This window comes from Mesorhizobium sp. RCAM 05099 (assembly GCF_059683685.1).
On the sequence record NZ_CM185035.1, the window covers coordinates 3394742 to 3413379 of the forward strand.

Here is an 18638-nt window from a genome sequence, read left to right on the forward strand (position 1 = left end):
TTCATTTCCGGCTGGCTTTCAGCGCACTGGACATGACGACGGCAACACATCCGGCCAGCAGCAGCCCGCCCACCAAGAGCTGCGGCACGGCGAACCAGACAAGCAGCCCACAGATGGCAACCACCGCCAGCACCCCCAGGGCCAGGAATTCGTCATCGACGAAGAGGCCAAACAGCTCGCGCAAAATGAGGGAAGCAACGTTCATGGCGTGCCCTCCACATCCTTATGCACAGACAATCTGACCGTCACCATGCCGACCAGCAGGAACATCGCGACAAACGCGACGATGGCGAGATCCTGCCCCGGCCAGTCGATGCCGAGCCCTTCCCCGGTCCAGAACACGCCAAAGGACGAAAGCATGATGCCGACGCCAAACTTGAGCAGGTTTTCGGGGACGCGGGCAAGCGGCCGGTGGATGATAATGCCGAGCAGCAGTACGACCAGGCAGGCGGCCAGCGCGCCAATGGCGGCTGGCACAAGAAGCCCCCTGCCGGCACCCACCGCAATGACGATGAATACGACTTCAAGCCCTTCCAGCACCACCGCCTTGAACGCGGTGATGCCGGCAATCCAGTCGAGCTGCGTTTCGTGCTGGCCTTGGGCGGCCCGCAGATTGGCCTCTTCCTTGGCGAATGCCTTGGTTTCGTCATGCAGGGCGATCACCCCGGCCGAGCGCAGGATCGCCTTGCGCAGCCAGCGCAGGCCGAACAGCAGCAGCAGCACGCCGATAACGAGCTGCAGCGCGTGCAGCGGCACGCGGTCAAGTAGCGGCCCAAGGGCCAGGACCAGCAGTGCCAGCAAGGCCAGACCCGCGCCGGTGCCGGTCAGGGCCGGCCGCCAGCCGCGCACAGTGCCCACCGCCAGCACAATAGTCAGCGCTTCCACGGCCTCCACCAAGGAGGCCAGAAACGCCGCTGTCACGGCCGGCGCCGCTGTTGCCCACGAAATCATGACTTAACCACTTTGTTGTTTTGATCGTTCGTTGAATGGATGGAGGATGCTGCGTCTGGCTCCAAAGTGCCGCGCTGTTGGAGCCAATGGACGCCCGACCAGCAAAGGATTGCCCAGGCCGCCCCGACAAACCAGCCGGCGAACACGTCGGTGGGATAGTGCACGCCCAGATAGACGCGGCTCAGCCCGACCATGACGGTCAGAAACACCGCCATCGCCACGAAGTAGAATTTGACGCGCGGATCGGCGTTAACACGCGTCAGAAGGGCGCCCAGCGTCAAAAACACGATCGTCGATAGCGTGGCGTGGCCGCTCGGAAAGCTCGCAGTAAAGACGCGCGCGGCATGCGGAATGTCGGGCCGGGGCCGGTCGAAGCCTATCTTGAGAAATGTGCTGATGGCGACCCCGCCAAGCACCGCTACAGTCATAAGCAGCGCCAGTGCGCGCTTGCGGATCAGCAACAGATATCCGACCGTCGCCGCGAAAACAAAGCCGAGGAAGGTAAAGCTTCCGAGGGCCGTCACATCGCGACCTGCCTCTTCCAGCCAGGCCGGGCCGATAGGGTCGGCGAGATTGCCGCCGCTGCGCAAGGCCATGATGACGGACAGGTCGAATTTGGAGGTGTCGCCTTCCAGAACCTCTTCGGCGAGCATGCCGAAGCCTAGAATCAGGCACCCGGCCAGCAATACGGCGGCTATGGGCCAAATCTCACTGGCACTCGGATGCGCCAGGATCGAGCGCAAACGACGGCAAAGACTATTGCGCTTGGACATCGGCAGAGCTTGTCAAAGGGGCTTTGCTGGTTTCGACCACCTGCTGAAACGTGCGATCCATGGCGCCGGTGCGGCTGGTGAGCCACGGGAAATGCCCATAGCGGAATGACAGCTGCGCATCAGCCTCGGCCGCCGGTTTGCCCTCTTCAAGCAACTCGAACAGGGCAGAGGCCAGCCCGGTGCGGTCGGACCCAGAATTGCAATGGATCAGGATCGGACGGGGCGCCGTGCGCAGCGTCTGCACGAGCGACGCCAGCAGCGCGGCGTCGGGCTGGGTGGTGGCCGACATCGGCAGGCTGATGAGTTGCGCGCCGGCGTCGCGGACGCTTGCCACTTCCGCCTCATACCAGGGCGTGCCGGGGAATGCGCCGCGCAGGTTGAGCACGGTGCGGATGTGCCGCCCCCGAATCACGGAATCGAGCCGTTCCGGCGCGAGCTGCGCCGAGCGGTAGAGCACGCCCGGCTCGACCTCGTGGATGTTGCCGGTGAGCTGGAGATAGCCCGCCCATAAGGCCATCCCGGCGGCGACCCCGATGGCGGCGCCAACCAGGGTCTTAGCCGCACGACGCCAGAGGGGTTTGGGCTTGCGCAAGGCCGGTGTCATGGCGGATCGCACTTTCAATGGGGAAGCGTGCGCGCCAGCACGAAGAAGATACCGACCCCCAGCACCCAATTGCCGCCGGGACAGGCCGCGAGATCAACCTCGCGGACAAAGAGACAGGTTGCGGCGACGATCTCGCCGGCTCCAAGAACAATACGGCGGGACATTGTCTCGATGCCGTCTCCAAGGAACTGGTCATCGAAGACCAAGGCTGGCAAGGGTAGCCTGAGCATGTGTGGAAGTCTCGGTCTCATCATATGATCCTGATCGTTAATGTAACGATGGTAACATGCAAGGAGTTCCATGAAAACACTCGAATGGCTCTTATTGACGTATAAAGTGCCGCCGGAGCCGGCGCGCAAACGCATCGCGGTTTGGCGCAAGCTTAAGGGCATGGGTGCGGTCTACATGCAGGGCGGCGTATGCCTTCTGCCCAAGTCCGACGACCATCTACGTCGGCTGAAGGTGCTGGAGAACGAAATCGCCGAAATGGATGGCGAAGCGGTGCTGATGACGACCGCCGGGCTCGACCCGAGGGAAGAGGACAAGATCGTTCGGCGTTTCAACGCCGACCGCGACGAGGAATACAAGGAACTGGTCAGCAAGTGCGAGGCTTACGAAACGGAGATCGCCGAGGAGACCCGGGTCAAGCATTTTACTTACGCCGAGCTCGAGGAAAACGAGCAGGAATTCGCGAAGTTCAAGACCTGGTTCGCGAAGATCCAAAGGAACGATTTTTATGTTGCCCCTCTCTCTCAGGTGGCGCAGGAATGGCTCACCAAGTGCGAGGGTATTCTTGACGCCTACGCTCACAATGTCTTCGCCGCCCAGGAGGAGAATGCTGGCGGCTTGCCAGCGTCTCCCGTCCGCGACAGGACGCCATAGGCCGGTCACCATCTTCCTCGCGGATCAGGTCGAGCGCCTGCAGGCTGAACGAGGAGAACGTCGTATCTGCACATTTCTAGAGGCTTACGATATTAGGACAGCGTACCCGTTCTCCTGGCCCTGCTGCCAATCTGGAAGCGACAGAATGGCCGTCAATATGCAGGCACACTAAGGCGTAACGATCACTTCGCCGATCATCCCGGCACCCTCATGAGGAATGCAAAAGTATTTGTATCTGCCGGGTACTAAAAAGGCGTGCTCGAACCGCTCGTTGAGCTTCATGCGGCCGGAATCAAATGCGTTCGCGCCTGTGGGCAACACTGAATGCGCCGGCTTGAGGGCTTTGGCGGGGTCGTCGGTCACGGTGTGAACCAGGATGGACTGGTTTTGCCACACAACAGTGTCCCCGGCCCTGATGGTCACACTGTCGGGCTCGAAGCGCAGGTCCTCGGTCGCCGTCACAAAAGCAGACTGTTTCCCAGCCTCCGCCGGTGTGAGGGCAGTGAGGTTGCATAAAATGGCGCATGCTGCTGCTAGAGCGGCCGGTTTAATCATACGGAGGCTATCCGCTCGGCTGGCAATCTTCATCAAAACGTGGCCCGCCGATGCTATGCTCGGCAGGCAGGTAACATGTTTCGGGGACCTGTTTTGTCAACAACCCGTGAACTGCGGGCATCGTTGACCGTCAGCGCCACGCGCTTTCATTCTTCTGTTCGTAGTCGCTGAACGCCTTTTTCAGTCCACCGAGGACTTCGGCAGCCGTCTCGAACATCGCCTTGAGCTGGGGCTCGTCTACCTTGCCGATGTCTGCGCGAAGATGGTCCATGATCTCCTGAAGGCGGGTCTGCATCTTCTGGGTATGGTGCCGTGGATCGCGGTCTGCTTCGCTGGCCATGATAATCTCCTTTGGTACATGAATGCACCCGCCGACGCATTCGACGAGTTGCCTACCTAACTGATCCCGATTACAATCGGTTCCCGATATCGAAATTCGATTGTGAGGTTTTTTTGAGGTACACAAGCCATGGAGCATCAGGACCTGTTGAGCGGGCTGATCCGGCTGCACGTTCTGCATCACGCGGTGGAAGGCGAGGTCTACGGGCAGTGGATGATCGAGGAACTCGGCCGCCACGGCTACCGGCTGAGTGCCGGCACGCTCTACCCCATGCTCCGCGCGATGGAAAAGAAGGGCTATCTGGTTTCAGAGCCACGCCGCGCGGGTCGGTCCATCAGGCGCATTTACCGCGCCACGCCGCTCGGCCGGGATGCCCTCGAAATAGCTCGTGGCAAGGTGCGCGAATTGATTGGCGAGATGATGGAGCCGCGCTGAGAATACTTTGCTGCGCGGGGAGGGCATCATGAGCGCCGGCGAAGGGAGCGTAGTGGCGACCGGGCAGTCCCGGGGCACGGTCGCGGAAGTCTTCCGCGTGTTCCTCGGATTGGGACTGACCTCGTTCGGTGGCCCCGTGGCCCATCTCGGGTACTTCCGCGAAGCGTTCGTCGTCCGCAGGAAGTGGCTCACAGAGCAGGCTTATGCGGATCTCGTCGCGCTTTGCCAGTTTCTGCCGGGACCGGCCTCCAGCCAGGTTGGGATGGCGATCGGCCTTCAGCGGGCCGGCTATGCCGGCCTGGTGGCGGCGTGGGCCGCGTTCACGCTGCCATCTGTGATCCTCATGATCGCGTTCGCCTATGGGGCTGCGGCGCTTGGAGCCCAGGGCGGGAGCGGATGGATACAGGGGTTGAAGGCGGCCGCTGTCGCCGTCGTCGCCAACGCGGTGCTTGGCATGGCCCGCAATCTCGCGCCAGACCGGGAGCGGGCGACGATCGCCGTGATCGGCATGGTGATAGCCATGCTCATGCCGACTGCCCTGGGCCAGCTACTCGTCATTGCGGCTGGTGGAATAATCGGGCTTGTCTGGCTGCATCCGAGCCTCGGCGGGGATGGCCAGCATGATATGATCGCTGTCCCCGTCGGCAGACGGGCCGGTGCAATGTTCCTCGCCGTCTTCTTCGCATTGCTGTTTGTCCTGCCCGCGCTGGCGACGGCGACGGGAGACGCGACGCTGCGGATGGTCGAAGGCTTTTATCGCTCGGGCTCGCTGGTCTTCGGCGGTGGCCACGTGGTGCTGCCATTGCTGCAGGCCGCAGTCGTCGACACCGGACACGTCAGCAAGGAGGCGTTCCTTGCCGGCTATGGTGTAGCGCAGGCCGTGCCCGGCCCACTGTTTACCTTCGCGGCCTATCTGGGCGCCATCTACGCGCCGTCGCCCACCGGGGTTGTCGGCGCGGGGGTCGCGCTGCTGTCGATTTTCCTGCCGTCGGCGTTGCTTATCATGGGCGGTCTGCCGTTCTGGGACACTTTACGGAAGTCGCCCTTGGTAAGACGGGCACTCCTGGGCGTGAACGCTGCGGTCGTGGGCCTGCTCGCGGCGGCGCTCTACCATCCGGTCTTCACCGAGGGTGTGACTTCGCCGAGGGCAATGGCGATCGCAGCCGTGTCGTTCGCTGCCTTGACGGCCTGGAAAGCTCCGCCCTGGGCCGTGGTCATCGCCGCCGGTGTCACAGGATTTCTGGCGCTTTAGGCCGACATCTCACGAGGCAGCAACGCGAAAGGAAAAAAGATGCCTGTCAATCTCAGATACATCGTCCGGGACGTGGACGCAGCAATCCCGTTCTATACCAAGCTCCTGGGATTCGAGTTGGACATTCACCCCGCACCGGGTTTCGCGCGGCTGTTCTCGGCGACCTGCGCCTGCTTCTCAACCGGCCTGGCGCGGGCGGTGCGGGACAGGCGATGGCGGATGGTTCGCAACCTGCGCCCGGCGGCTGGAATCGCTTCCAGATCGAAGTCGAAGACCTCGACAAGGCCGTGGACGGGCTGAAGGCGGAAGGGGCGACGTTCCGGAGTGGAATTATCATCGGAAACGGCGGTCGGCAGGTGCTGGTCGAAGATCCATCCGGCAATCCTGTCGAACTGTTTGAACCCGCGCGCTAGGCACTTTCAGCGCTGTACAATGCTCTTGGCAATCGCCTTGGCCTGGATGCGGGCATTGGCGAAACAGCCGCGAATGTTTGGCCGCATGCCGGTAAACCACAGGCCGGGCAGTTTTGGGTCAGTTTCGCTACCGTTGAACAACGGCACACCCTTGTCGTCGAGCACACCGAGCTTGCCGACCATTCCCTCAAGCCCGGTCCGGTAGCCGGTCGCCGCGATGACAATATCCGGCCCGATTAGGTTTCCATTGTTCAGGACCACGCCGCCCCTGGTAAACTCCAGTATCCCTGGCAGCACGGCAATTCTCCCGGCCTTGATGGCGCGGACCGCGCCATCGTCGGTAGCAATGGCGGTATAGTCGGACTTGAGCCGGCTAGCCCCTCCCGAGGGTGCTCGCGGCAGGCCGAACCTGGTCAGGTTGCCGAACACCAGACGCTGCGTGATCGCTATGATCGGGTCGGCGAGCCACAATGGCAACCGCGCCAAGTATGGCGAAAAGCTATGGACCGCGATCTTGCCAATACGCTTGGGCAGCAGCGACGGGCCGTTGCGGGCTGACAGCCAGATATTTGCGGCGTTCGCATCCACCAGGTGATTGAGTAGGTCGAAACCGGAGTTGCCGGCGCCGACGACCAAAACGCGCCTTCCCGCGTAGTCTCGCACATTGCCAAAATTCGCCGAATGGATGATCCGGCCGGCGAAGTTCTTCGCGCCTTTCCATTCGGGTATGAACGGCTCCCGATCACGCCCGGTGGCAATGACGACATGGCGGGCCAGGCGGAGTCCGTTATTGGTGTTCACGGCCCAATGATCGCCATTGAACGTGATCTCTTTGACGGCGACGCCGAATTCGACCGGCAGACCGTGCGTGTCGCTGAATTTGTTCAAATATTGGATCACTGCCCTTTTATGCGGAAAGGCGGGAGTGTCTGCGGGATAATCGACGCCAGGCAACGTCGACAGATCCCTATGCGAGTTGAGGTGCAGCTGGTCATGCCGGCGATGCCACGGCTCCGCTAAGCGGGTTTCCTTTTCCAGTATCGTTGTTACAACACCCGCCTCGATCAGCTCATGGGCGACGACCAGCCCTGCTGCCCCGGCACCAATGACCATCGCGCCGGGAAAAATCGATTCCTGGCGGGTATGAACGCGCAATTCGCTGACTTCCATGCCTGTGCCTACTGTTAACGACGGCCACAACCGTGATTGACGCTATCGCGTATCTGGCAGTTTGCCGATTGCGACGCAACGTAAAGGACGCGGCCGGCCGTCGATAAGGTCATTAGATTAATATCCGCTCGACCCCATCAAGGCTTAACGAGATGTCATTGAACATGCTGCCGAAACTTCGAATGGCAACTTGAGCAGTCCTGCAGGATCAAGTGGAGTACATGCTCTGCGGGGAGTTTGGCGGGAGCAGTCTCCACAACACCTGGCCGCTTGCCGAGAAGGCTGCCGCCGCCCATGACCATCCCCGGTCCCATGCGCATGTCGGCGCTGATCGTGTTTGGTGCTCGTGCGGCGTCAGCCGCCAACACATCCGCAAGTGACGCGATGTGCGCTGCCAGCGCCTCGAATTCCGGTCGAGCCTGGTCGATTTCGAGCTTGGCACTGGACGGCGCTCCCAACGAAGCACTCGGAAACTCCGTCCCGAGGGCGGCGGTGTGCGAGCGGAGTGTCTCGGCCGCGGCCCTGAACGCACCGGGGTCGTAGGTCACTTTGCCATTGAACATTCCGGCGACGGTTCTGGCTGCACCGGCCATCGCCTTCATCGTGGCCTGCCGCGCCTCGACAACCGCATGGTCCGTGTTGGTGCCAGCGACACCGGATGCACAAGCTAGCGACAGGATCGCCGCCGCCGCCGCTCTTTTCATTGAACCAGCCCTTGGCCCGCCAGTTCGTCAATGATGGGACAGTCCGGACGTTCATCACCATGGCAGTGCGCTACAAGGTGGTGCAAAGCGCCGCGCAGTCCGACCAGCTCGGCAATCTTCCGGTCGATCTCCACCAATTTGGCTTCCGCAATCGCTTTGACGTCCGCGCTCTCACGGGCCTTGTCATTGTAGAGTGACAGCAGTTGCCTGCACTCGTCGACCGAAAACCCGAGACTGCGGGCACGCTGCAAAAACCTGAGCCCATGGAGATCCTTGACGGAGTAGTCACGGTAGCCGTTCTCGGCCCGCCCAGGCTTCAAAAGTCCGATTTCCTCGTAGTAGCGGATGGTCTTGGCCGGCAAGCCTGCCTGTGCCGATGCATCACCGATGTTCATGTGGAACCTCCTCGATCTTACAGTTTCAAAGTGCGCAGCCGGAGCGCATTTCCAATTACCGACACGGAGGACAGGCTCATGGCGGCAGCCGCGATCATCGGCGACAGCAGGGTCCCGAACACCGGATAGAGGACGCCAGCGGCGATCGGCACGCCAAGCACGTTGTAGATGAAGGCAAAAAACAGGTTCTGCTTGATGTTGCGTATGGTCGCCTGGGCGAGGGTCCTTGCCCTGACGATGCCATTGAGGTCGCCTTTCACCAGCGTGATACCGGCACTTTCCACAGCCACATCCGCGCCGGTGCCCATGGCGATGCCGACGTCGGCCGCCGCGAGGGCCGGGGCATCGTTGACACCATCTCCCGCCATGGCGACCTTGGAACCGCCCGCATGCGGTTGGTCGATGAGCGCCTTCTTGTCTTCAGGCAGAACGCCGGCGCGTACTTCATCGATGCCAAGCTTTGAGGCAACCGCCTTTGCGGTCAGTTCGTTGTCGCCGGTCGCCATGATGATCCGAAGGCCAGTTTCGCGCAGCGCTTGAATGGCCTCCTTGGTGGTGGCCTTGATCGGATCGGCCACCGCGACGATGCCACCGAGCTTGCCGCCGATCGCAAGCAACCCGACCTTACCGGCGAACTGTCGATGACCACCGCAAAGCCGCTCGCTCGCTACGGCGAGACCGCAGAAGGATGGCTCTACGTTGCCGCCGTGGTCGACCTGTTCTCCCGCCCCGTCGTCGGCTGGGCGATGAAGGCCGAGATGACAGCGCAGCTCGTCACCTACGCCCTGCTCGTTGCGAATGGCGTCCGCCAGCAAAGCCAGTTAGGCATTACGTTGCCGCCATTGCCGTACCTGCCGTGGACGTGATGGCGAAGAGCATGCGGCGGCGACAAGGCTTACTGATTTGAGGCCAAGTGAACTACCTGCATCCAATCGTGTTGGATTGTTATAGGCTCGATATTAACGGGGCATATCGACCAAGAGATCAGCGACCACCGGAAGGTGATCCGATCCCAGCGCCGGCCCGACAGAGCGGCTGACGAGCGTAACTGGCCCCTTCGCGGTGACGTGGTCGATAGCAGCTCCCAACCACGTTGGAAGGCCGTACTCTTTCGGAAAACGCGTAGGGGTTGCAAGCGTGTCGCTGTCGAGCAGCACGAGGCCTGTTGCTGTGCGGAACCGGACGAAAACCGGAAACTTCGGCACGGCATTGAAATCACCGCTGGCGATGATGACGCGATTTGTCGGCTCACCCGCCACCTGCAAGGACAACGCCGCGTAGTCCTCCTCCTGGCGCTCGATGCCGTTTCGCAGGCGCGGTGTCGCTGGATGGACATTGTAGATGGCCACCACACCATCGCCGCCATCACCAAGCGAAACCAGCACTCGTTGCGCCACCAGCCGGTGGACGCGTTTCCGGAGGCTGGCCGGCGCCGAATCCTTGACCAGCGGGAAGCGGCTGGCGATGACATAGTGGCCTGGCCCGGCTTGCCCATAAGGAAACTCTGCGAGCACCGTTTTCGCAAGCCAAGCTTTGCTCGCCTCCTGTAGCACGACAATATCCGGATGCAGGGTTCTGATGTAGGCGGAAAAGCTCTCGTAGGCCGTGTTGTGAATATTGACGTTGAAGGTCAACAATCTGATCGCTTGGGGTTGGGCCAACACGACCGAGGGCGTGGCGACCAGCATAAGAACGCTTACTGCCAGGCGAGCGAGGCTGGCAGTAGGCCAGCCGGTCAAGCATTCGCGCGTCATGTGGTAACAATCCTAAGAAACGGGCTGTGCAGCGAGCATACGCGAGTTCGGGCGATAATCGATCTCCAGGATTCAAGGGCGTGATGGCGCCCCACAGCAAGCTCCCGTCTGTGACGCCGTAAGGTCTTTGAAGATCACGCAGTCCTGGCCGGGTCCACCGGCACAGGCGATGTTGCAGCGGGTCACAAAGCTTTCCAGCCGACGTTCGAGCAAGCGCAGTTCGGCGAGTTTCTGGCGGACCTCGTCAAGATGCCCCTGGGCAATGTCGCGCGTCTCGACGCAATCGCGGTCGGTGCTGATGGATAGCTCCAGCAGCACGCGCACCTGATCGATGCCGAAGCCGAAGTCCCGGCATTGCTTGATGAACATGGCTGTGCGAGGCGATGCGTGGCGTCTTGTCGAAAAGCTCCCAGCGACGGAAGTCTTCTTCGATGTAGCCGGCGAGCTCGGTCAGGAAGCGCTCGATGCCGATGGCAATCACCAGCTTCATCATGCGGTCGACGCTGACGAAGGGGACGATGTTCAGCTTGGCTGTGGTCATGATCAAAAGCTCCCGGAATGGCTGCGGGTCGGACGGTCCATGATGCGGCGGCCCATCAGGCTCGCCGTCAGGTCGACCATCAGTGTCGCGGTCCGGCCACGCTCGTCCAGAAAGGGGTTCAACTCGACCAGGTCCAGGCTGGAGACGAGGCCGCTGTCGGACAGCATCTCCATAACCAGATGCGCCTCGCGGAACGTCGCGCCGCCGGGAACCGTGGTGCCGACCGCCGGCGCGATGGAGGGGTCGAGGAAGTCGACGTCGAGACTGACATGCAGCAGCCCGTCTTCATCAGCGACGCGCGCCAGGAAGGCGCGCAGTAACGGCGCGATGCCATGCTCGTCGATGGCACGCATGTCGTGCACGGTCACTCCCGCGTCGTTGAGCGCCATGCGCTCGGCCGGGTCGACACTGCGCAGGCCCATCGTGCAGATCCGCTTGGGATCGACGGCTGCCGGCAGGTCCGGGAAGTAGCCGCTGAAACCGGGCTGACCGCTGGCGTAAGCGAGCGGAACACCGTGCAGATTGCCGCTGGCGGTGGTGTCGAGCGTGTGGAAATCCGGATGCGCGTCGAGCCAAAGTACGAACAGCGGCCGACCAGCCTCTGCGGCGCGACGGGCGAGGCCCGACACGGTCCCGGCCGAGATCGAATGGTCGCCGCCGAGAAAGATCGGCATGGCGTCCGCACTCGCTGCGTAGGCGGCCTGGGCAATCGCGGATGTCCAAGCCGATATCTCGGGAAGGGCCTTCAGCGCCAAATTGCCGTGTACAATGCGCCTTGCCGGAGCTGCCTGGACGGCGCCCATATCCTCGACGGCGTGGCCGAGGCCGGACAGCACCTCAGCCAGTCCGGCGGTCCGCAGTGCGCTCGGCCCCATTTCGCATCCCATCCTGCCGGCACCGTCCTGCACCGGCGCCCCAACGATTCGGCAACGCATTAATTTCCCCGCGGTCCAAGTTCGAATGACCGCGAGGGGACCATGGCGAGGTGGCGATCTGAACAGGTAAAAGTGGCAATCCGGAAAGCTTAGTTTATCGTAGTGGCAGCGAAATTGATCAAAATGGTAGCCCACTATGGATGCACTGGACGAAAGGCTCGTGACCTTGCTGCGCCATGACGCGCGTCGCAGCGTGTCGGATCTCGCCGTCGATCTGGGCGTCTCGCGTGCCACGGTGAGGGCACGTATGGAGCGGCTGGAACGATCCGGCGAGATTATCGGCTACACGGTGGTGCTGCGCGCCGACGCCGTCGATCAGCGTATCCGCGGTATCATGTTGATCGAGATTGAGGGCCATGCTGCCGACCGCGTGGTCCGGGCGCTGGGCGGTCTCCCCGAGGTTTCCACCATCCACACCACCAATGGCCGCTGGGACCTGGTGGTCGAGCTCGGGACTGCCTCACTGACCGATTTCGATGCCGTGCTACGGCGCATCCGCCTAATTGCCGGCATAACGGGCAGCGAAACGAGCCTGCTTCTGGCCACGCCGCGCACGACGCGGGCACGACTGACATAAAATCCGATCAAGGCCTAAAGTCGCAGAGTATGCCCGCGACTGTGCGGGCGAGTGAGATGCAAGCCAGCGCTTCTAACGATGCAGAGCTTCTCGGCCGACCCGTTTCTGTTCGCCATGAGCCCGACCGAAACAAGGGAGGACGAGAGCCGAAAGCTCACAGCTAGCCAACCTCTCCGAGCAACGCAGGTTCATCGCCGACAACTTCGCCACGCTGATGCGGGTTGTTGATGCTGGCATTCCTAAGACCATCCACTACCTGCCCAGCGATCCGGCGGCCGTATTCGATCTCGCCTCTTACGCGCTGTTCGGCAAGCTTCACGGCTATTAATTTGAATCGTGAAACCTTTTGACACTCACATCTAGCAGGCTGTTGAAAAACTGTTTTGTTCACGGAACGTATCGGAATCAGACCGAGCACAAACCAGATTCAAAACGGGTATCTCCGATCCTTTTTCCACAGCCTGCTAGGCGGCGCGCGCTGCCAACAGCGCGTGAAAAGCGAGATCCTGCGTTTGAAGTATTTCCTCGAAATTGGTTTCCTAAACGCGAAGCCACGATTCGGGTAGCGCGTGTCCCTTCCTCCCTAAAGCGCGCGGTGTGGGAAGCCGATTCGCTCCAGCCGATGGCGCGCGCGGTCGGCCCTGGCCGGTCATCCGGATCGACGCCGATTGGCCGGGCGGTATGAGCGGCGGACCAGTGTTCAACGAGGCCGGTCATGTGATCGGCCTGGTGAGCACAGGCTTCAGCGGACAGGGCGGCGCAACTGCGACCTTCTTCTCGGGGTGGGATATTCCAGTTCGATCGATGCCGACAATCCTGGTCGCTTTCGTTGTTGGGGAGCGTTTGACGCCACGGGCGAGTTGGTGCGCTGTGGGCAGGACGTGGCCGAGATCGAAGAGTTCGGCCAGGAGCGTGGCATCAGCAATTTCGGCTTGCTCTCGATCGATCCGTCCACCGGCGAGTATATGAGGTTGTTGTGCGAGCGATCGGGATGATGACGGTCAAGGGAACGCCCAATGCTCCGCGTCGCACGCATAAGACTGTTGAATCCGCTCCCTCGCTTCGATCCATCAGAGCTTCTCCCAAAATGGGAACTGTTTTGCTCGACTGATGCGCCTTTCTGAAGCAAGCCGGTGCAGGCGCTGTAACTTGGAAAAGGCGGACGTTATGGCCCCACGGCAAATTGTGCTACAACCTGTTGCACAAACTCGCCGTCAGGCCAGGCCTCGGCGAACGCGCGCATACATTTCAGGTTTCGGGCGGACAGTCCGGTCATTTCCGGGAAAGCCCGGCCAAGATCGCCGGCCAGACGATCGATCACCTTGGCCCCCCAACCCTCGCGCTCCTGCCGGCCCAAAATGTCGCGGCCGATGGTCCAGTAGAGAAGGACCAATTCGCGATTGACCGACAGGCTGGCGCGGTGCCGCGCCGCGGCGATCTTCTGCTTCAGATCACCGACAAAGGCGGTGTAGGTTCGAGCGTCGATTTCGACGGAAGGCCTGTCGATCTTTGCGCGGCGAGGCGCGGGTTTGGATGGCGGAGGACTCATGCCGCCAACTTCATGCGCTTCTTGGCCAGCATGGGGCGGACGAATTTGTCCCATTTTGCCATGGCCGCGCGCTTCTCGGGCATATAGTTCCACCGGTCGTAGCTCTTGGAACTGACGTCTTGCAGCGTATGGTTCTGCAGGCGATCCCGGATCTCCTTGGATAGGCCGGCCTTGCCGGCAAGTGTTTTCCACGTCCGCCGCAGATCGCGGTTTGTCACGAACGGAATGACCTCGCGGTCTCGCTGGCGCCACATGAAGGAATAGAGGGTGCCGTGGCTCACCGGCTTGGTCGGATCGGTTGCTGAAGGAAAGAACCAGCCGTGAGCGTTGGGCGTGATTGATTCGATCAGTTCGGCGGCGATCGTCGGCACGGGGATGGCGTGCGGCTTACCGTTCTTGGTCTTCGACCAGTCGATGATGCGTTCCTTTGCGTCCCACTGATCGACGTGTAGTCGTGCGATTTCCTCTACACGCTGCCCGGTTAGCATCAGAATTCTGACCGCGCGCGTGTATGGCGGATGCACCGGCGTATCGGGGTATTCGAGCCAGCGATAGAGTCGGAGGAATTCGTCCTCGTCCAGCCAGCGCGTCCCGACCTTCTTGGGCTCCGTTGGTATACCCGCCGCAGGATTGTAGACCAAGCGGAAGCGACGCGCCGAGGCGGAGCGGTAGTCATGCTCTGATTTCAAACCCCAGCTAAAGGCGGATCGAATGTAGCTTCGTACATGATCCGCCATCGAGCGCTTGCCGCGCTCATAGATGGGACGGATGATCGCGGTAATCTCGTCCGGTTCAATGTCACGGGCAGGACGGTTGCGTCCGAGCGTGTCGGCGATCTTGTTCAGGCCCTTTTCCGCCTCCTTCCAGGATGGCTTCCCTGCCTCCTTCAGGTAAGCGACATAGGCTTCGAACAGATCGGCAACGGTGCCAGGCCGCGTGTCGCCAGCGATCCGGATGCTACGACCCTTTTGGATCATGTCCGCGAAATCGCGATTGAACACTTCTCGTGCCTTGCTAAGCGGCATCGAAGGATATGATCCGAGCTTCTTCTTGATACGCTTCTGATCGCGCCACTGTTGAGCCATCCAGTCGGCGGTCACGCGGGTCGGCATCGGCTTCATGACCAGCACGAGGCGCCCGGTTCCATGCCCTTCGCCATCGACGAGGCTTAGCTGCTTTCCAGTCTGTTCCACCTGCTTCAGGACGCGGCGTATTTCTCCATCGGTAAGGCTTGGCACTGGGGTTCTCCATCGGCTTCCAAGTGGGGTCGCCAGACGGTTTCGTGGGGTCGGCGACTGGGGTCAAAAAGGGCTTCGATCCCCCTAAAACCGACCCCAATATGCCACAGTACCCGACTCTACGACAAGCCAAAAAATCCTTATGATTCAGCGGTATCCAGCGTGATCCAGCGTGATCAAAATGGGTGAGTGGGATGGTTGTGGACCAGAATGATCGCGGTCGCCGACAGTTCTAGCGCGCGCTTGACCACCTCGCGCGGGTAGACAGGCGTGTGGTCGACGGTGCCGACCTGCTGCACCTCGTCGGCGATCAGCGCGTTCTTCTTGTCAAGGAACAGAATGCGGAACTGCTCGCGCTCCTCGAATGCCATGGCCGAGCGGCAATAGTCGAGAAGCTGCTGCCATGACGAGAGGACTTCGCGGCCGCGAACCTCGCCGCGCGCCATGCGCTGCGCGGTCGCCGCGACGACTTTCAAGTCGAGCGCCACCGCCGGACCGATGCCCTTGACCTCCTGCAGCAGGCCGACCGGTGCGCCCAGCACCTCGGCCAGCGTGCCGAAGCGCGCCAGCAGCGCCTTGGCGACCGGCTTGGTGTCGGCGCGAGGGATCAGGCGAAACAGCAGGAGCTCCAGCAGCTCGTAATCGGGCAGGGCGTCCGGACCGGCAGCGGCAAAGCGCTCGCGCAAGCGGTCGCGATGGCCGAGATAATGTGGCTTTTCGTCAAACGTCACGGGTTTCGCCGCAGGCCGGATGGGCGCCTCGGAGAAGAAACTCCGCTCGTCGTCGTCGCTTCCTGTCCCCACAAGCCGCTCCGCATTTTCCTGGCCGGAAAGACCCGGCGGAACAAGATTAGGCCGGCAGGCCGGGGCGGTCGAGCTTTTTGGGCGACAGCGTGAAGATCTCGCAGCCGGTATCGGTCACGCCGATCGTGTGCTCGTACTGCGCCGACAGCGAACGATCGCGCGTCACCGCCGTCCAGCCATCGGACAGGACCTTCACATGCGGCCGGCCGAGATTGATCATAGGCTCGACGGTGAAGATCATTCCGGGCCGCATCTCGACGCCCTCGTTGACATTGCCATAGTGCAGGATGTTCGGCGCATCGTGGAAGAGCTGGCCGACACCGTGGCCGCAGAAATCGCGTACCACCGAGCAACGCTCGCCCTCGGCATAGGTCTGGATAGCAGCGCCGATGGCACCGGTGCGGGCGCCGGGCCTGATCGCCGCGATGCCGCGCATCAGGCATTCATAGGTGACTTCAAGCAAGCGTTCAGCCGCACGCTTGATGGTGCCGACAGGATACATGCGTGAGGAATCGCCGTGCCAACCATCGAGGATGTAGGTGACGTCGATGTTGACGATGTCGCCATCCTTCAACGGCTTGTTGTCGGGAATGCCATGGCAGACGACATGGTTGATCGAGGTGCAGGACGATTTCGTGTAGCCGCGATAGTTGAGCGTCGCCGGCAGCGCGCCGTGGTCCATGCCGAACTCGAAGACGAAGCGGTCTATTGCCTCCGTGGTAACGCCGGGCTCGACCATAGGCACCAGCTCGTCGAGGCAGCGCGCCGTGAGATCGCATGCCCTGCGCATGCCGGCAAAGCCTTCCTCGCCATAGAGACGGATCTGGCCGGTATTTCTGAGCGGTGCCGTGGCGGCGTCGAGATAGGTGATCATTTTGTCCGTATTGCCGGTAGGGGGCCTTTGAAAGAGCCAGCGTGAAATCCCGACAGATTTGGCACTTGGGGGCGAAAGGTTCAAGGAAGAACTGCCAGGCACGGCCGGGCAGCCGGGATATTTGCATCGTCAGGGCCGGTGTCTTGCCGGTTTGTGCCCGGCTTGCTTTCCTTTCTTGCCACCTTGCGCTAGGGCGGGGGAGGTTTTGGGAGATCGCAACCTTTCATGACGGCCAAGCGTGGCAGATTGCTAGAAGCGCCGCTGGCGGCGGCATGCTCATGTCTGATGGGCATGGTGCTGCTGGCGATGCTGTGCCTTGGCCGGCCGGAGATGCCAGCCTTCGCGGACGCTTTGTCGGGCGGTGCCGGCGTCGGCGTGGAACGGTCTGGCGAGGTGGCGGCGCTGCTGCGTGTCACCGGCAAGGCGCAAGCGCTGGAGGTTCGCGCTGTCCGGCCGGTGCTGGCGAAGTTCGCCAGCGGCCATCCCGCCTTACCGGTCCCCGAAGCTGTTTTCCTTCGGTTTGAACGGACTTCGCCGGACGCGGTTGCTTCCGGACACGGACCGGCCTCGGGTCGCAAGACGAGCGCCAACCAGCCGCGCGCACCGCCCTCCGTCCCGGCCTGAGCGGTCCAGAACCGCACTTTTCACCGCATACCTATCCCTGTTCGCGTCGTGACCGTGCGGCGGCAGTCGGCCGCGCATGGTCGCGCGGCGCGTCATTTCCGGACTATTTCAATGCAACGCATCAAGACATTCAAAACCCTGTCGCGCGCGGTCTCTGCGGCTTCGTTCCTCTCCGTCCAGGCGCTCATCTGCATCGGAACCGTCTATTGGGCGGTCGCGGAGACACTCGGCCTGTCGGGAACGGGGGCAATTATCCTTGCCGTCATTTTCGCGGTGCCATCGGCCTTCGTTCTGGTCACGGTGGTCCGCATGGCTTTTGACTCCGAGACCGACCCGGCGAACCAGTAAGGCTGACGGCTCCTGGCGCAGTCGCTGTCACGCATCGGTTCGCGACCCCAGTGACGACACATTTCTGGGCCAGAAGCCGGTCAGAGCAACTTTTGACGACGAATGGCGTTGCTTGCGTGACGCCAGTTCGGGAGACAGGAAATGGACAGACTGCAATTCGAGGTGCCGGTGCGCATCGCACCCGCGCCCGACCTGCCAGTCGAGGAGATTTACGGCGTCGAACAGGCGCTCGATTTTCTTCAGGACTGGCCCGCGCGACGCCAGGGCCCGATCTATCAGAAGGCCTTCAATGCCTGCTTTGGCGCCACGGTGGACGTGGTCAAGACCGAGGATGCCTGCCGCGCATTCATGGCGTTTTGTCGTGCGAGCGGACTGCTGGCGAGGGACATGATGACGCCGCGTAAGCGCGGTGGCGAGGCGAGGTCGCTGCAGGCCTGACGGCCATCGCCCGTTCCGGCTGTCCGCTCGAAATGCCAAGGGCCGCGTTTGAACGCAGATGACGTGTCGCGATGATCGCTTGGCTTTGTCCTGGACGACTGCCTGAAGACGCGCCAACGCCAGCGCCGTTAAGGTTCCGTTTCCATCTTCGAGGTTACGCCATTGCTTGTTCAGCAATGGTTGATTCGTTGCGTCAGTCCCATGGTTCGGAAGATGTCCTCAGCAAACGTGCGTGCGTTCCCGATTGATCGTCAGGTTTTCCTTGTTCGCGAGGTTGCCGCCAAGCTGGGGACCCTGCATGGCGACAAGGCGACTTCCTTCTGGAAGGCCAAGGCTTCCGAGCTTCTCGATCACATTGTCGGTTCGGGCAAGGACAGGACTTCGGCCAGCGACGAGGTTCGCCGTTTCTTCTTTGCAGTCCAGCAAGAGATGCACATGCTGGCCGCCGACGCCGGCTGAACTGGATTTTTTTCGCGGAATCGG

General features: G+C 61.7%; 26 protein-coding genes and 3 pseudogenes. 10 read left to right on the forward strand and 19 right to left on the reverse strand.

The window, feature by feature from the left end; genetic code table 11:
• Position 1: 1 nt before the first annotated feature.
• From AC56QQ_RS16620 to AC56QQ_RS16640, 5 genes are read right to left on the reverse strand one after another with little or no spacing between them, the layout of a single operon-like run.
• On the reverse strand, positions 2-205 hold the full coding sequence (locus AC56QQ_RS16620) for a hypothetical protein (protein WP_497128692.1): 204 nt from the start codon (positions 203-205) through the stop codon (positions 2-4).
• On the reverse strand, positions 202-951 hold the full coding sequence (locus AC56QQ_RS16625) for a COG4280 domain-containing protein (protein ID WP_497128694.1): 750 nt from the start codon (positions 949-951) through the stop codon (positions 202-204). The genes AC56QQ_RS16620 and AC56QQ_RS16625 overlap by 4 nt, the downstream gene beginning before the upstream one ends.
• Positions 948-1724, reverse strand: a complete 777-nt coding sequence (locus tag AC56QQ_RS16630) for a phosphatase PAP2 family protein (RefSeq protein ID WP_497128696.1) — start codon at positions 1722-1724, stop codon at positions 948-950. Before AC56QQ_RS16630 ends, AC56QQ_RS16625 begins: the two co-directional genes overlap by 4 nt.
• Positions 1708-2316: a tyrosine-protein phosphatase gene (locus AC56QQ_RS16635; protein WP_497128698.1), complete on the reverse strand. Its 609-nt coding sequence runs from the start codon at positions 2314-2316 to the stop codon at positions 1708-1710. The genes AC56QQ_RS16630 and AC56QQ_RS16635 overlap by 17 nt, the downstream gene beginning before the upstream one ends.
• Before the next feature lie 26 nt (positions 2317-2342).
• Positions 2343-2579, reverse strand: coding sequence for a hypothetical protein (locus tag AC56QQ_RS16640; protein WP_497128700.1), 237 nt, complete (start codon positions 2577-2579; stop codon positions 2343-2345).
• Positions 2580-2628: 49 nt separating this feature from the next.
• Between AC56QQ_RS16640 and AC56QQ_RS16645 the strand changes: the two genes are divergently transcribed.
• Positions 2629-3210 (forward strand): Chromate resistance protein ChrB, encoded by a 582-nt coding sequence (locus AC56QQ_RS16645; protein ID WP_497128702.1) that lies wholly within the window; start codon positions 2629-2631, stop codon positions 3208-3210.
• Between the two features lie 168 nt (positions 3211-3378).
• On the opposite strand, the gene AC56QQ_RS16650 is transcribed toward AC56QQ_RS16645, so the two are convergent.
• Together AC56QQ_RS16650 and AC56QQ_RS16655 are read right to left on the reverse strand one after the other, a co-directional pair.
• Entirely contained in the window at positions 3379-3798 is a 420-nt protein-coding gene (locus AC56QQ_RS16650; protein WP_497128704.1) for a cupredoxin domain-containing protein, read from the reverse strand.
• Between the two features lie 97 nt (positions 3799-3895).
• On the reverse strand, positions 3896-4105 hold the full coding sequence (locus tag AC56QQ_RS16655; protein WP_497128706.1) for a hypothetical protein: 210 nt from the start codon (positions 4103-4105) through the stop codon (positions 3896-3898).
• A 129-nt stretch (positions 4106-4234) separates the two neighbouring features.
• On the opposite strand from AC56QQ_RS16655, the gene AC56QQ_RS16660 reads away from it, so the two are divergent.
• The 3 genes and pseudogenes from AC56QQ_RS16660 to AC56QQ_RS16670 all read left to right on the forward strand — a co-directional run bounded on the left by AC56QQ_RS16660 (position 4235) and on the right by AC56QQ_RS16670 (position 6205).
• Complete coding sequence (locus tag AC56QQ_RS16660) at positions 4235-4540, forward strand: PadR family transcriptional regulator (protein WP_497128708.1); 306 nt, start codon at positions 4235-4237, stop codon at positions 4538-4540.
• Between the two features lie 28 nt (positions 4541-4568).
• On the forward strand, positions 4569-5792 hold the full coding sequence (gene chrA / locus AC56QQ_RS16665; RefSeq protein ID WP_497128710.1) for a chromate efflux transporter: 1224 nt from the start codon (positions 4569-4571) through the stop codon (positions 5790-5792).
• A 39-nt stretch (positions 5793-5831) separates the two neighbouring features.
• Positions 5832-6205: pseudogene (locus tag AC56QQ_RS16670) on the forward strand (VOC family protein).
• 6 nt (positions 6206-6211) lie between these two features.
• On the opposite strand, the gene AC56QQ_RS16675 reads toward AC56QQ_RS16670, so the two are convergent.
• The 4 genes from AC56QQ_RS16675 to AC56QQ_RS16690 all read right to left on the reverse strand — a co-directional run bounded on the left by AC56QQ_RS16675 (position 6212) and on the right by AC56QQ_RS16690 (position 9091).
• Positions 6212-7375 (reverse strand): flavin-containing monooxygenase, encoded by a 1164-nt coding sequence (locus AC56QQ_RS16675; RefSeq protein WP_497128712.1) that lies wholly within the window; start codon positions 7373-7375, stop codon positions 6212-6214.
• A gap of 155 nt (positions 7376-7530) precedes the next feature.
• Complete coding sequence (locus tag AC56QQ_RS16680; RefSeq protein WP_497128714.1) at positions 7531-8079, reverse strand: cytochrome c; 549 nt, start codon at positions 8077-8079, stop codon at positions 7531-7533.
• A complete protein-coding gene (gene cueR, locus AC56QQ_RS16685; RefSeq protein ID WP_497128716.1) occupies positions 8076-8474 on the reverse strand; it encodes a Cu(I)-responsive transcriptional regulator in 399 nt (132 codons plus the stop codon). The genes AC56QQ_RS16680 and cueR overlap by 4 nt, the downstream gene beginning before the upstream one ends.
• 17 nt (positions 8475-8491) lie before the next feature.
• Positions 8492-9091: an HAD-IC family P-type ATPase gene (locus AC56QQ_RS16690; protein ID WP_497128718.1), complete on the reverse strand. Its 600-nt coding sequence runs from the start codon at positions 9089-9091 to the stop codon at positions 8492-8494.
• Positions 9092-9142: 51 nt separating this feature from the next.
• On the opposite strand from AC56QQ_RS16690, the pseudogene AC56QQ_RS16695 reads away from it, so the two are divergent.
• Positions 9143-9271: pseudogene (locus AC56QQ_RS16695) on the forward strand (DDE-type integrase/transposase/recombinase); the annotation flags it as partial.
• Positions 9272-9433: 162 nt separating this feature from the next.
• Here the strand turns inward: AC56QQ_RS16695 and AC56QQ_RS16700 are convergent.
• The 4 genes and pseudogenes from AC56QQ_RS16700 to rocF form a co-directional block, all read right to left on the reverse strand.
• Positions 9434-10228 carry an endonuclease/exonuclease/phosphatase family protein gene (locus AC56QQ_RS16700; protein WP_497128720.1) on the reverse strand — a complete coding sequence of 265 codons (795 nt, stop codon included), beginning with the start codon at positions 10226-10228 and terminating at the stop codon, positions 9434-9436.
• A 72-nt stretch (positions 10229-10300) separates the two neighbouring features.
• Positions 10301-10597: a MerR family DNA-binding protein gene (locus AC56QQ_RS16705; protein ID WP_497128722.1), complete on the reverse strand. Its 297-nt coding sequence runs from the start codon at positions 10595-10597 to the stop codon at positions 10301-10303.
• Positions 10578-10769, reverse strand: a pseudogene (locus AC56QQ_RS16710) (ornithine cyclodeaminase); the annotation flags it as partial. The gene AC56QQ_RS16705 and the pseudogene AC56QQ_RS16710, both read right to left, overlap by 20 nt.
• 2 nt (positions 10770-10771) lie before the next feature.
• Positions 10772-11704, reverse strand: a complete 933-nt coding sequence (gene rocF, locus AC56QQ_RS16715; RefSeq protein ID WP_497128724.1) for an arginase — start codon at positions 11702-11704, stop codon at positions 10772-10774.
• Positions 11705-11840: 136 nt separating this feature from the next.
• Between rocF and AC56QQ_RS16720 the strand changes: the two genes are divergently transcribed.
• The gene (locus AC56QQ_RS16720) at positions 11841-12281 is read left to right on the forward strand and encodes an Lrp/AsnC family transcriptional regulator (RefSeq protein ID WP_497128727.1); all 441 of its coding nucleotides are present in this window, start codon (positions 11841-11843) and stop codon (positions 12279-12281) included.
• Positions 12282-13446: 1165 nt separating this feature from the next.
• Here AC56QQ_RS16720 and AC56QQ_RS16725 read toward each other — a convergent pair.
• From AC56QQ_RS16725 to map, 4 genes are all read right to left on the reverse strand, one after another.
• Positions 13447-13884, reverse strand: coding sequence for a DUF1016 N-terminal domain-containing protein (locus tag AC56QQ_RS16725; RefSeq protein ID WP_497128729.1), 438 nt, complete (start codon positions 13882-13884; stop codon positions 13447-13449).
• Positions 13827-15068 carry a tyrosine-type recombinase/integrase gene (locus AC56QQ_RS16730; protein WP_497128731.1) on the reverse strand — a complete coding sequence of 414 codons (1242 nt, stop codon included), beginning with the start codon at positions 15066-15068 and terminating at the stop codon, positions 13827-13829. Before AC56QQ_RS16730 ends, AC56QQ_RS16725 begins: the two co-directional genes overlap by 58 nt.
• A gap of 176 nt (positions 15069-15244) precedes the next feature.
• On the reverse strand, positions 15245-15871 hold the full coding sequence (locus AC56QQ_RS16735; RefSeq protein WP_497128733.1) for a JAB domain-containing protein: 627 nt from the start codon (positions 15869-15871) through the stop codon (positions 15245-15247).
• 46 nt (positions 15872-15917) lie between these two features.
• Positions 15918-16745 carry a type I methionyl aminopeptidase gene (gene map / locus AC56QQ_RS16740; protein ID WP_489861806.1) on the reverse strand — a complete coding sequence of 276 codons (828 nt, stop codon included), beginning with the start codon at positions 16743-16745 and terminating at the stop codon, positions 15918-15920.
• 225 nt (positions 16746-16970) lie between these two features.
• Between map and AC56QQ_RS16745 the strand changes: the two genes are divergently transcribed.
• The 4 genes from AC56QQ_RS16745 to AC56QQ_RS16760 all read left to right on the forward strand — a co-directional run bounded on the left by AC56QQ_RS16745 (position 16971) and on the right by AC56QQ_RS16760 (position 18614).
• Entirely contained in the window at positions 16971-17369 is a 399-nt protein-coding gene (locus tag AC56QQ_RS16745; protein ID WP_497128735.1) for a hypothetical protein, read from the forward strand.
• A gap of 111 nt (positions 17370-17480) precedes the next feature.
• Positions 17481-17717, forward strand: a complete 237-nt coding sequence (locus tag AC56QQ_RS16750; RefSeq protein WP_489861804.1) for a hypothetical protein — start codon at positions 17481-17483, stop codon at positions 17715-17717.
• Between the two features lie 141 nt (positions 17718-17858).
• Positions 17859-18155, forward strand: a complete 297-nt coding sequence (locus tag AC56QQ_RS16755) for a DUF982 domain-containing protein (RefSeq protein ID WP_497128737.1) — start codon at positions 17859-17861, stop codon at positions 18153-18155.
• 213 nt (positions 18156-18368) lie between these two features.
• Positions 18369-18614, forward strand: coding sequence for a DUF6074 family protein (locus AC56QQ_RS16760; RefSeq protein ID WP_489861802.1), 246 nt, complete (start codon positions 18369-18371; stop codon positions 18612-18614).
• Positions 18615-18638: the final 24 nt, after the last annotated feature.